Here is an 11,732-nt window from a genome sequence, read left to right as displayed (position 1 = left end):
AAGGTAACGAGCGTCAGAAGAGTCCGGTGGGCTGTCCTTCAGCGTCCACGTCCATGCGCATCGCCGCCGGTTCCTTTGGCAGGCCTGGCATGGTCATGACGGCCCCGGTCAACGCGACAATGAACCCTGCCCCGGTCTTGGGGATCAGTTCGCGGACATGGACCCTGAATCCCTTGGGTGCGCCGAGCCTGGAGGCATCGTCCGTAAACGAATACTGTGTCTTGGCCATGCAGACGGGGAGGCCGGACCACCCGTTCTTGTCGATCTCGGCGAGGCGTTTCAAGGCCGGAACCGAGAATTCGACGCCCTCGGCACCGTAGATCTCCTGCACAATCGTTCGGATCTTGTCCTCGACGCTGAGTTCCAGGGGGTAGAGGTGATGGAAGGTGGACGGTGAGTCCAGGGCCGCTGCGACCTTGGAGGCCAACTCGTCACCGCCGTCGCCTCCACCTCCGTGGCCCCAAACGTCAGCGACGGCGGCCTCCACGCCTTCCGCGGCGCACCAAGCCAGGAGCCACTGAAGTTCCTCGGGGGTGTCGGTGCCGAACTTATTGATGGCGACAACAGGGGTGATGCCGAACTTGGCGACGTTCCCGACGTGCCTCTCCAGGTTCTCCACCCCCGCGGCCACGGCCTCGACGTTGGGTTGGCTGAGTTGGTCCTTGGGAACCCCGCCCTGCATCTTGAGGGCACGGATGGTTGCTACGACCACGACGGCGGATGGCGCCACCTCGGCGATGCGCGCCTTGATGTCCATATACTTTTCGGCACCGAGGTCGGCTCCGAACCCGGCCTCGGTGACCACGATGTCGGCCAGTTGCATTGCGGTGGTGGTGGCGATCAAGGAATTGCAGCCATGGGCAATATTGGCGAACGGTCCACCATGCACCAATGCCGGCGTTCCGGCGATGGTCTGGACGAGGTTGGGTTTGATGGCGTCCTTCAAGAGCATGGTCAGGGCACCCTCCACACCAAGGTCAGCCACAGTGACCGGCACACGGTCATAGGTGTACCCGAAAGTGATCCGTCCAAGACGTGCCCGAAGGTCGTCGAGGTCCGTGGCGAGACAGAAGACTGCCATGATCTCGGAAGCGACCGTGATGTCGAAGCCGTCCTGCCGTGGCACTCCCTGCATTGGCCCGCCGAGCCCGATGACGACTTCGCGCAGTGAGCGGTCGTTCATGTCCAGCACGCGTTTGAAGGTCATGCGGCGAGGATCGATTCCAAGTTCGTTTCCTTGGAAGATGTGGTTGTCCACCAGCGCCATGAGCGCGTTGTTCGCAGATGTGATGGCGTGGAAGTCGCCGGTGAAATGCAGGTTGATGTCGTCCATGGGCAACACCTGGGAGTAGCCGCCACCTGTGGCGCCGCCCTTCATTCCCAGGATGGGACCCAGGGAGGGCTCGCGCAGAGCGATCATCACCTTGTGTCCTGCACGGGCCAGGGAGTCCGCAAGTCCCACTGTGGTGGTGGATTTGCCTTCGCCGGCAGGAGTGGGCGACATGGCCGATACAAGCACCACCTTGCCGTTGGGTTTCCCGGCCGGGAGGACCAGTTTGGCCGGATTGATTTTGGCCTTGTATGGCCCGTACAGCTCCAGGGCATCCACGTTGATGCCCGAGCGTTCGGCGATGTCCTCGATGGGCAGCATGGTGGCGTTGTGGGCAATTTCAAGATCAGTCATGACCTTTTCAGACATCGTTGTCCTTCGGCTGAGTGTCCCTGCAGCGTGGATGGTGCTGCAGGCTTTCATACGCTGTGCGCGACAATCTACCAGCCCAGGAGCGGGATCCGGGCGAAGACTCAGCGCCGCGGGACCAGCAGGCCTCCTACAGCTTCGCGGTAGCTCTCCAAAGTGATGGCTGCCGTCCGTTGCCATCCGAAGGACTCGGCGTGGGTGGCGGCCAGCCGGCCCATGTCTTCCCGCGTCTGGGCATCGTCATACAGGTCTTCGAGGGCGTCTGCCCAGTCGGAGGGGTCGTGACCGTCCACCAGCATTCCGGTCCTTCCGTCCGAGATGGCGCGGGACAGGCCGCCTACATTTGTAGCCACCACGGGTGTGCCGCACGCCTGTGCTTCCAAGGCGACCAAACCGAAGGATTCGCTGAAGGAGGGCATCACCACGACGTCTGCCGAACGGAACCAACTGGCCAGTTCAGGAGCCACCACCGGCGGGCGGTGCGTGACGACGTCAGCCAGCCCGGCGTCTTCGATGATGTGCTGGAGGTTGAAGTCCTTGGCCCCACTGAGTGACCCCAGGATGGTCATCTCAAGATCAATGTCCGGCCGGCGCTTGCGCAGGATACCGGCCGCCTTGACGAACACCTGGGGGCCCTTGAGTCGCTGGATTCTCCCTGCGAAGAGGATATGGAAACTGTCCGGCCTGACATCCCGCAAGGAACGCGATTTCCGCCGGAAGGACGGCGTGAATACTTTGAGGTCCACCCCGGGCGGCGCGACATCGATCCTGTCAAGGTCTGCACCGTAGTGGGAAACCAGTTCTTCAGCTTCGGCGGGAGTGTTGGCCACCAGCCGGGCAGCACCATCGACGATCCGTTGTTCGCCTTCTTCGCGGCGGCGCGGCTCAGGACGCTCCCCGGATTCGAGGACGAGGTTCTTGACCTTGGCCATGGTGTGCATGGTGTGCACCAGTGGAACACCCCACAGCTCGGACAACTCAAGCCCGGCCACCCCGGAAACCCAGTAGTGCGAATGGATGGCATCGTAGCGGCCGTGCAGCTGGCTGCCGCGGATCCTGTCGATTTCCTCCACCATCTGATGCAGGAGCGCCGGCAGTTCTTCCTTGGGCAGTTTCCGGCGCGGTCCGGCCATGACGTTGTGGACGCAGACGCCGGGCCCGGGATGCTCGACGGCGGGTTGGCCCGCCTTGGTGGAACGGGTGAAGATCTCCACCTCCACACCGGACTCCGCCAGCGCCATCGCCAATGCCCGAACGTAGACATTCATCCCGCCGGCATCCCCGGCCCCGGGCTGCTCCATGGGGGAGGTATGCAACGACAGGAACGCCACCCGACGGATCAACGGCACCGCATTCCTCCTGACATTCACAGCAAACAGCAAAACCATGTTTGCCCTGCAGAAAACACTACTCCTGCCCTCCAACTGCATTTGGGGACAACCCCGCAGTGTCCAAGGCTGCTAGCGTGGCCGCTGTGAGCCAAGAACAGACTTTCGACATCCGCACAGCAACCCTTATGGACTGGCCCGGTATCTGGTCCATCCTTGAACCGGTAATCCGCGACGGCGAAACCTTCACCTGGGACCGCGACACCACTGAGGAAGTCGCCCGCAGCAAATGGATCAAAGATGCTCCGGGTCAGACATTCGTGGCTGTCCACAAGGACACGGGCGAGGTACTGGGCACGGGGGAGTTCCACGCCAACCAAGCAGGTGGAGGGAGCCACGTAGCCAACGCCGGGTACATGGTAGGGGCCAACAACTCGGGCCAGGGAATCGCCCGGGCTTTGTGCGCCTACTCCCTCAGCGAGGCCAAAGCCGCCGGGTTCTACGCGATGCAGTACAACGCGGTGGTGGAGAGCAACGTCCGCGCGGTGTGGTTATGGCAGTCCATGGGCTTCCGGATCCTCGCCACCGTGCCTGAGGCTTTTGACCACCCGGAGATTGGTTACGTCGGCCTGCACGTCATGTACCGGAAGCTGTAGGGCCCCACAATTGCGCCAGTTCCGGAAAAGCCGCCTCATAGCCTGCAAGGAGCTGGTCACCCAACTCCGCCGAGCCAATCAGCGGGTGCGCCGCGAATGCGCCACTGGCGGCGTTGCGCTCGCCGGAAGCGACTGCGCGGATCGTCAGCCGCTCCACCTCCTTGACGTGCTGCATCAGGGTGAGGAACTGCCCGCCCGGCCGTTCCTGCGCAAGCGGCAACGCGCCGTCGGGAGTCACTTCGCACGGAACCTCGACGACGGCGTCCCCCGGCAGTCCGGGTACGGCCACTTCCGTCGGGGCCCTGCCGCCTGCAGTCGACACCGGAGCGTTGGGCACATTCAAGATCAGCTGGGCAGCCCCGCCGCCTGAGAGTGCACGCATGACGGACAACGCCACGCGTTCGTACCCGCCTCCGGCCAGGTCTTCCTCGTCCCGTTGCTCTCCATGCGTCCGTGCCTCGGCCAAGTAGCCTTCTTCGCGGGACCGTCGGGCGGCGTCCCACAGCTCAAACGGGTGGGCGGCATGGACCAATGCCGGGTAGAGGGAACTCTGCTGCTGGTGAATTGACGCCCCACGGGTTTGAGGTTGCCGGCGGATGGCAGCCGTTGCGTGCGCCGTTTGGTAGTAGTAGTAAAGGTATTCGTTGGGCAGGCAGCCCAGCTGCAGCAGGGTGTGCTGCCCAAATAACCTGCCCTCCTCCATGGACTCCAGCGCCGCATGGTCAGACAACAGTCCCGGCAACAGATCCCGGCCGCCCGGTGCCAAACGGTAGAGCCAACCGAGGTGGTTCAGCCCGAAGTAGCCCACGCCGTCGAGAGTTCCTTCTTTCAACGGCGCGCCAACAGCCCGGGCCGCCCGCTGGACCAGGCCTCCGGCCGAATCGCAGATGCCGATGACCTTGCGGCCCAAAACAGGTACCAGCGCCTCCGTCACCATGCCGGCGGGATTGGTGAAATTGATGAGCCACGCATCGGGGCAGTGACGCCGCATCGCCTCGGCGAGTTCAAGCATGCGGGGAATGGTTCGTAGCGCATAGGCGATCCCGCCGGCGCCCGTGGTTTCCTGGCCCAGCAGGCCGAGCTCAAGTGCCACGCGTTCGTCGGCGATCCTCCCGGCAGTGCCGCCTGGGCGCATGGCGGCAAAAACCATGTCTGTCCCGGTGAGGGCCGCCCCAAGGTCAGTGGAGACCACGATGGCGGGAGCGGAACCATCAGTGGCGGGCATGTCCCGGACAACTGCTTCGATGGCTGAGAGCCGCGAGGCGTCCACGTCGTAGAGCACCAGTTCGTCCACCAGCCCGGCGAAGGGACCCGCGCCTAAAGCCCGGTAGACAAGGGGAACCCGGAAGCCGCCGCCACCGGCGATCATGAGCCGCATGGTCCGAGTCTATGCAGCGCGGCAAGTCTATGCAGCCCTGCAGGTGCAGCGTAGTCTGCGGTGCATGGACGCTATGCCCCAGCGACGTTTTGACCCCCTTGCTGCCGTGCGCCCTGATGGGGACAACCACTGCGATCTTCTCCTGACGGGAACAGTTTTCCAGGACATCATCTTCACGGGACTCCCTCACGCGCCCGAACCCGGCACGGAGGTCTGGAGCGAGGGCATGGGAAGTTGCCCTGGCGGCGTGGCCAACCAAGCCATCGCTGCTGCCCGGTTGGGCCTGCGGACCAACCTCGCCGCGACCTTCGGCGACGATGGCTACGGGGACTACAACTGGCAGATCCTCGAAACCCAGGAGCACGTTGATCTCTCGTTGTCGCGGACGGTTCCGGGCTGGCACTCGCCGGTCACTGTTTCCATGTGCGTCAACCAGGACAGATCCATGGTCACCCACGGCCATCCCGCTCCCATCAGTTCCTCCGAGCTGATAGGGCAGCCGCCCAAGGCGCTCGCCGCCGTCGCTGACCTGGGCGAGGAGTTGGAGCCGTGGATGCTGGCAGCCAAGGAGTCCGGTACCAAACTGTTCGGCGTGGTGGGGTGGGACCCTACCGGGGAGTGGTCCGAGCGCCGGCTTGACTTGCTGGAGAACTTCCACGCCTTCCTGCCCAACGCGCCCGAAGCCATGGCCTTCACCGGTAAGGCGGACCCCTGGGCTGCACTCTATTCCTTGGCTGACCGCGTTCCCGTAGCCGTCGTGACGCTCGGGCCACAGGGGGCCGTGGCCGTGGACTCCGAGACCGGCGAGGAAGAATGGGTGCCTTCCCTGCCTGTATCCGCCTACGACCCCACTGGTGCGGGCGACTGCTTCGGGGCAGCGTTCATTGTGGGGAGCCTGGCGGGATGGAGGCTGGGGGACCGGCTCCGGTTCGCCAACCTGTGCGCCTCGCTTGCAGTCCAGGAAGTGGGTGGCTCCCTGGCTGCGCCCGGGTGGGGCGACATCGCCGACTGGTGGCAACGGGCGAACGCGAGAAAGGAACGCCAGTCCAGCCAGTGGCTGCGGCGCTTCGCGTTCCTGGAACCGATCGTGAAGGACATCCCTGCGGAGGCCCAACGACGCGCCCGGGCAACGATCGCGCATTTGTCGGATGCACAGTAGCGGAACGCCGGCGCCGCAGTTAACCCGAATTCACCGGCACTACTAGAATCTCTAGGGTGACTTACGAAGCAGCTGCAGAAATCGGTATCGGGTCGAAAGCCTCCATAGCAAAGTCGGCGGTGCTGGAACGCTCCGCCGTGATTGACCTTGAAGCCGTGCGGCACAATGTTCGACAGTTCGTCGCCATCGCATCGCCCGCCGCGGTCATGGCGGTGGTTAAGGCGGACGCCTATGGCCACGGAGCCGTCCAGGTGGCCCGGGCCGCCCTCGACGCCGGAGCCGCCTGGCTCGGCGTCGCGCACATTTCGGAGGCACTTGCCTTGCGCGCAGCCGGCGTGGATGCCCCCTTGCTTGCTTGGTTGCACACCCGTGAAAGCAACTTCCAAGCGGCGGTGGCCGCCGGAATCGACGTCGGAATTTCAGGCTGGGAGCTGGATGCCGTGGTCGCGGCAGCCCGCGAACAGGAACGGCCCGCGCGGGTCCACCTGAAGGTGGACACAGGCCTGGGCCGTAACGGTTGCACCATTGCGGACCTGGACCAGCTGTTGGGCCAGGCCATGGAATACCAGGACCAAGGCCTGTTGCGGGTGGTTGGTATTTTCTCGCACCTCGCTGTTGCCGATGAACCCCACCGCCCGGAAACCGATGAGCAGCTCGCAATCTTCCGCGAGGCAATCGCCATGGCTGAGGACGCCGGTGTGGACACGGAAGTCCGCCACATTGCCAACACGCCCGCCGCCTTGTCCCGCCCGGACTCACACTTCGACCTTGTCCGCGTCGGACTCGGCATCTACGGTCTCTCACCATTCGAAGGCGCCACGTCCGCCGAGCTTGGCCTGCATCCGGCAATGACTGTCCGAACACTTCTGTCCAACTGCAAGAAGGTGCCGCAGGGGCAGGGCGTCTCCTACGGTCTGAACTACCGCACCAGTGAGGAGAGCACGCTCGGCCTGGTTCCACTGGGATATGCCGATGGCGTTCCCCGTATCGCAACTGGCGGGCCGGTCCGCGTTAACGGCGTCAATTACCCGGTGGTGGGCCGGATCGCGATGGACCAAATGGTCATCGACCTCGGACCACTGACGACTGAAGCGGCGGCTGCCTTCAAGGGCGCTGAAGCCGTCATGCTCGGCAACGGTGCCGACGGCGGCCCCACCGCGGACGATTGGGCGGCAGCCGCGGGAACCAACAACTACGAAATCGTCACCCGGATCAGTCCCCGCGTTCCACGCAGCTATATCAACGAGATGCCCGGCCAGCCGGAAGCCCACACGGCTGCACGCCAGGCACCGGAAGCGGCGGCGCTGTGAGCGATCCCCAATGGGAGCGCACGCTGAAGGTCACGACGGCGGAACAGACCCACGCGCTCGCAGCCGCTTTGGGTGAGGTGCTTGAAGCCGGGGACCTCCTGGTCCTGACCGGGGAGCTGGGTGCGGGCAAGACGACGTTCACCCAGGGGCTCGGCGAGGGTCTGGGAGTCCGTGCCGGCATCATTTCACCCACCTTTGTGTTGGTCCGTATCCACCCCAATCTTGCCGATGGTCCGCGGCCCGGCGGCCCGGACCTGGTTCATGTGGATGCGTACCGGCTGGAATCGGCGGCAGAGATCGACGACATCGATCTGGAGAACACGATGGACACTTCAGTCACCGTTGTGGAATGGGGCCGGGACCGCGTGGAGCATCTCTCGGAAAGCCGCCTTGAGATTGACCTGTACCGGGCAGTTGGCATGCCATCGCCAGAGGACGATGTCCTGGACTTCGATAGCGATGACGCCGACGAACCCCGCACCCTTGTTGTCCGGGGGTATGGTCCCCGCTGGGCCGAGGCTCCGCGACTTCTTGAAACCATGTCACCAGAGGAAGGCAACTGATGCTGATCCTGGCCATAGACACCTCCGCGGTGGCAAGCGCCGCCTTGATCTCGGACGATGCCATGGAAAGCGTGGTGGATTCCTTCGCTACAGAGGACACCCGCAGCCACGCTGAAGTCCTGGCCCCCGGCATCGAAAAGCTCCTGGCAGGAGCAGGCGTCACGGGCGCGGACATTGATGCGATCGTCACGGGGGTAGGGCCGGGCCCCTTCACGGGCCTGCGTTCCGGCATTGCAACGGCGCGAACATTGGCCTTCGTGTGGAACAAGCCGCTGTACGGCCTGATGAGCCTGGACGCGATCGCCCTTGAGGTGGCCGGGTCCACCTCGGCCGCGCCTGAGTTCCTGGTGGCCACAGATGCCCGGCGCAAAGAGGTTTACTGGGCGCGATACACACTGGCCGACAGCCAACTTCCCGTGCTCGTGGACGGCCCGCATGTGGGCTTCGCCTCCGGACTTCCGGACCTGCCGGTATTCGGCGCCGGCGCAGGCTTGTACGCCGACGTCCTCAGGGCGGATGGCGACTTCGCCCGGACCCAGCCCGATGCAGCGTCGCTGGGCCAGTTCGCCTTGGCCAAGCTCACGGCCGGGCAGGCGTTGCTCGACTCCACACCCCTGTACTTGCGGGAATCGGATGCCCAGGTTCCCGGGCCCCGGAAGCGTGCTCTGTGATGGGACGGAACCTGTGAAACTCTCACCCAAGCTTGAGCTCGACGGGGTATCCCTGCGGGACATGACGGAGGCCGACATCCCGGCGGTGGAGGCCTTGGAGCGTCGGCTGTTCCCCGTGGACGCCTGGCCATTGCAGATGTTCTTCGACGAATTGGCCCAGCCCGGGACCCGTCGCTATGTGGTGGCCGAGGTTGCGGGGGAGATCGTGGCCTACGCCGGGTTGATGTGCATCGAGCCGATCGCGGACGTCCAGACAATCGCCGTCGTGCCTGAATTCGAAGGCAGGGGAATCGGCTCCGCTGTCCTGACCGAATTGATCGATGAAGCGCGGCGCCGCCGTGCGGCGGACGTGCTGTTGGAAGTCCGCGCGGACAATCCCCGCGCGCAGCAACTGTACTTGCGCTTCGGGTTCGAGCAGATCCACGTCCGTCCCCGCTACTACCGCGACGGCACTGACGCCCTGATCATGCGGCTTGAATTGAACAAACCCCACGAAGGAGCCACAGCGTGAGCGGGCCTTATCCGGAACAGCCCCGACAGCCATTGGTGCTCGGTATCGAGTCTTCCTGCGACGAGACCGGCGTCGGCATCGTGCGGGGTACCACCCTGCTCACCAACACGGTGTCCTCATCCATGGACGAGCACGTGCGATTCGGCGGTGTCATCCCTGAGATCGCGTCGCGTGCGCACCTGGACGCTTTCGTTCCGACACTCCAGGAATCGCTCCACGAAGCGGGAGTGACCTTGGACGACATCGACGCCATTGCCGTCACCTCCGGTCCGGGACTGGCCGGAGCCCTGATGGTGGGTGTTTGTGCTGCGAAGGCGTTGGCCGTGGCTACGGGCAAACCGTTGTACGCGATTAATCACTTGGTGGCGCATGTCGGTGTGGGGCTGCTGGATGGGCGTCGCAGGACTGACGGACAGCACGACGCCGGTGCTGCCGCCGGCCTGGGAGCCGGAAAGCTGCCCGGGAACCTCGGAGCTCTGCTGGTATCAGGTGGGCATACCGAAATCCTGCGCATCAGGAGCATCACTGACGACGTTGAGCTGCTTGGCTCAACCATCGACGATGCCGCCGGTGAGGCCTATGACAAAGTTGCCCGCATCCTTGGCCTCGGTTACCCGGGTGGGCCTGCCATCGACAAACTGGCGCGTCAGGGCAACCCCAAGTCCATCCGGTTCCCGCGCGGCCTTACCCAGCCCAAGTACATGGGGACCGCCGAGGACAAGGGCCCGCACCGCTACGACTGGTCGTTCAGCGGCTTGAAGACAGCCGTGGCCCGGTGCGTGGAACAGTTCGAGGCCCGTGGCGAGGAAGTGCCGGTGGCCGACATCGCAGCGGCTTTCCAGGAAGCCGTGGTTGACGTCATCAGTTCAAAGGCCGTCCTGGCCTGCAAGGAAAACGGCATCACCGACGTCCTCCTTGGCGGGGGAGTGGCAGCCAACTCGCGGCTCCGGGAACTGACCGGGCAGCGCTGTACCTCAGCTGGAATCACGCTGCATGTGCCGCCGCTGGACCTCTGTACGGACAACGGGGCCATGGTGGCGGCCCTCGGTGCCCAGCTGATCATGGCAGGCATCGGCCCGAGCGGTGTCTCTTTCGCGCCCGATTCCTCGATGCCGGTGACTACTGTGTCGGTGCCCGCCCAGGCTTTTCCTGCCCGGGAAGGCACCCAACCGGCGACTTAGGCGTCGGGACCCTTGCGCATTTGCTGGACGAGGTCCATGACCACTGCCTGCAGGTCTCCGTTGTGCTCAGCGGCAACCCGCCGCTGGCGCTGGTAGCTGGCTCCGCGTTCGACAATCTTCAAGACGTCGGCCAGTTCTTCGGAGCAGCCGAGCTTTGCTGCCACCGGACCCAGCCGCTCGACGGTTTCCGCAAGGTGCTCCGTGACAAGCTGCTCGTTGCCCTCGGCGTCGAGGATGATGATGGCTTCCAGGCCGTACCGTGCGGCACGCCACTTGTTCTCCTGCACATGCCACGGAGGCATGGTGGGGATGGTGCCGCCGGCGTCCAGGATGGAGGAGAACTCGTCCACCAGGCACTGGGTCAGCGCAGCAATGGCACCCACTTCTTCAAGCGTGGCAAGGCCATCGCAGATGCGCATCTCAATGGTGCCCAGGTTGGAAACGGGCCGGATGTCCCAGCGGATTTCGGACGTGGAGTCGATGACGCCAGTGGTGAACATGTCCTGGACGTAGGACTCGTATGCCTCCCACGTGTCGAACTGGAAGGGCAGCCCTGCAGTGGGTAGCTGCTGGAACATGAGGGCTCGCTGGGACGCGTAGCCGGTTTCTTCCCCTGCCCAGTAGGGGCTGGATGCGGACAACGCCTGGAAATGGGGGAAGTAGTTGACCAGGCCGTCCAGAATGGGGAGCACTTTGTCGCGGCGGTCGATGCCCACGTGCACGTGAACGCCGTAGATCACCATTTGGCGGCCCCACCATTGGGTCCGCTCAATCAGTTTGGCGTAGCGCTCTTTGTCCGTCACGGGCTGGAGCAAGGGCGGGCTGAAGGGGTGGCTTCCAGCGCAAAACACTTCAACACCCATGGGGTCAGTGACTTCGCGGACAGCGGCGAGGGAGCGGCTGAGGTCTTCCTTGGCGTCCTTGACCGTTTCGCAGATCCCCGTGACGAGTTCAACGGTGTTGAGGAGCAGCTCGCGCTTGATGTGGGGGTGTTCGTCGTCCTCGTTGAGGTCGGGGTGGTTGGCGGAAACGCCTTTGAGGACATCGTTCGCGACGGATACCAGTTCCCCGGTGCGTGCATTGACGAGCGCCAACTCCCATTCCACACCCAGTGTCGATTGCCTGGATGGCGCAAAATCAATCTGCACGTAGTCCCCTCATTGTGTTCTCCCACCCGGGCGCGGTTCCCCGCTGCGGGGCCGCCAGCGGTCGGATCAAGTCTAATGCAGCCGGAACACCGGTGATATCGGCAGATTGGTGGGGCAAAGGAGCCGTC

Annotated in this window: 11 protein-coding genes; 7 read left to right on the top strand and 4 right to left on the bottom strand. The window is 64.3% G+C overall.

The window, feature by feature from the left end; translation table 11 throughout:
- Positions 1 to 13: 13 nt before the first annotated feature.
- Positions 14 to 1,699, bottom strand: coding sequence for a formate--tetrahydrofolate ligase (locus J3D46_RS20810; protein ID WP_253468670.1), 1,686 nt, complete (start codon positions 1,697 to 1,699; stop codon positions 14 to 16).
- Between the two features lie 104 nt (positions 1,700 to 1,803).
- Entirely contained in the window at positions 1,804 to 3,048 is a 1,245-nt protein-coding gene (mshA, locus tag J3D46_RS20805; RefSeq protein WP_231339523.1) for a D-inositol-3-phosphate glycosyltransferase, read from the bottom strand.
- Positions 3,049 to 3,164: 116 nt separating this feature from the next.
- Between mshA and J3D46_RS20800 the strand changes: the two genes are divergently transcribed.
- The gene (locus J3D46_RS20800) at positions 3,165 to 3,683 is read left to right on the top strand and encodes a GNAT family N-acetyltransferase (RefSeq protein WP_231339524.1); all 519 of its coding nucleotides are present in this window, start codon (positions 3,165 to 3,167) and stop codon (positions 3,681 to 3,683) included.
- On the opposite strand, the gene J3D46_RS20795 is transcribed toward J3D46_RS20800, so the two are convergent.
- On the bottom strand, positions 3,664 to 5,061 hold the full coding sequence (locus tag J3D46_RS20795; RefSeq protein WP_253468668.1) for a 6-phospho-beta-glucosidase: 1,398 nt from the start codon (positions 5,059 to 5,061) through the stop codon (positions 3,664 to 3,666). The genes J3D46_RS20800 and J3D46_RS20795 overlap by 20 nt on opposite strands.
- Before the next feature lie 64 nt (positions 5,062 to 5,125).
- Here J3D46_RS20795 and J3D46_RS20790 point away from each other — a divergent pair, with 64 nt between their 5' ends.
- The 6 genes from J3D46_RS20790 to tsaD are packed head-to-tail and all read left to right on the top strand — an operon-like array spanning position 5,126 to position 10,456.
- Complete coding sequence (locus J3D46_RS20790) at positions 5,126 to 6,220, top strand: carbohydrate kinase family protein (protein WP_231339526.1); 1,095 nt, start codon at positions 5,126 to 5,128, stop codon at positions 6,218 to 6,220.
- 56 nt (positions 6,221 to 6,276) lie between these two features.
- Positions 6,277 to 7,530: an alanine racemase gene (gene alr / locus J3D46_RS20785; RefSeq protein ID WP_231339527.1), complete on the top strand. Its 1,254-nt coding sequence runs from the start codon at positions 6,277 to 6,279 to the stop codon at positions 7,528 to 7,530.
- On the top strand, positions 7,527 to 8,093 hold the full coding sequence (gene tsaE, locus J3D46_RS20780) for a tRNA (adenosine(37)-N6)-threonylcarbamoyltransferase complex ATPase subunit type 1 TsaE (RefSeq protein ID WP_253468665.1): 567 nt from the start codon (positions 7,527 to 7,529) through the stop codon (positions 8,091 to 8,093). Before alr ends, tsaE begins: the two co-directional genes overlap by 4 nt.
- Positions 8,093 to 8,764 carry a tRNA (adenosine(37)-N6)-threonylcarbamoyltransferase complex dimerization subunit type 1 TsaB gene (gene tsaB, locus J3D46_RS20775; RefSeq protein WP_253468663.1) on the top strand — a complete coding sequence of 224 codons (672 nt, stop codon included), beginning with the start codon at positions 8,093 to 8,095 and terminating at the stop codon, positions 8,762 to 8,764. Before tsaE ends, tsaB begins: the two co-directional genes overlap by 1 nt.
- A gap of 13 nt (positions 8,765 to 8,777) precedes the next feature.
- Positions 8,778 to 9,275, top strand: a complete 498-nt coding sequence (gene rimI, locus J3D46_RS20770) for a ribosomal protein S18-alanine N-acetyltransferase (RefSeq protein ID WP_253468661.1) — start codon at positions 8,778 to 8,780, stop codon at positions 9,273 to 9,275.
- On the top strand, positions 9,272 to 10,456 hold the full coding sequence (tsaD, locus tag J3D46_RS20765; RefSeq protein ID WP_231339531.1) for a tRNA (adenosine(37)-N6)-threonylcarbamoyltransferase complex transferase subunit TsaD: 1,185 nt from the start codon (positions 9,272 to 9,274) through the stop codon (positions 10,454 to 10,456). The genes rimI and tsaD overlap by 4 nt, the downstream gene beginning before the upstream one ends.
- On the opposite strand, the gene J3D46_RS20760 is transcribed toward tsaD, so the two are convergent.
- Positions 10,453 to 11,604: a glutamate--cysteine ligase gene (locus J3D46_RS20760; protein WP_231339532.1), complete on the bottom strand. Its 1,152-nt coding sequence runs from the start codon at positions 11,602 to 11,604 to the stop codon at positions 10,453 to 10,455. The genes tsaD and J3D46_RS20760 overlap by 4 nt on opposite strands.
- Positions 11,605 to 11,732: the final 128 nt, after the last annotated feature.

It is taken from the genome of Paenarthrobacter sp. A20, assembly GCF_024168825.1.
Classification (GTDB): Bacteria; Actinomycetota; Actinomycetes; order Actinomycetales; family Micrococcaceae; genus Arthrobacter.
Note: the sequence above shows the minus strand (reverse complement) of the source record. Positions and strands in the feature narration are given on the sequence as shown.

Coding starts and splice junctions, on each gene's coding strand:
- tsaB (WP_253468663.1), top strand. CDS start 8,093: ATGCTGATCCTGGCCATAGACACCTCCGCGGTGGCAAGCGCCGCCTTG.
- J3D46_RS20790 (WP_231339526.1), top strand. CDS start 5,126: ATGGACGCTATGCCCCAGCGACGTTTTGACCCCCTTGCTGCCGTGCGC.
- J3D46_RS20795 (WP_253468668.1), bottom strand. CDS start 5,061: ATGCGGCTCATGATCGCCGGTGGCGGCGGCTTCCGGGTTCCCCTTGTC.
- J3D46_RS20810 (WP_253468670.1), bottom strand. CDS start 1,699: ATGTCTGAAAAGGTCATGACTGATCTTGAAATTGCCCACAACGCCACC.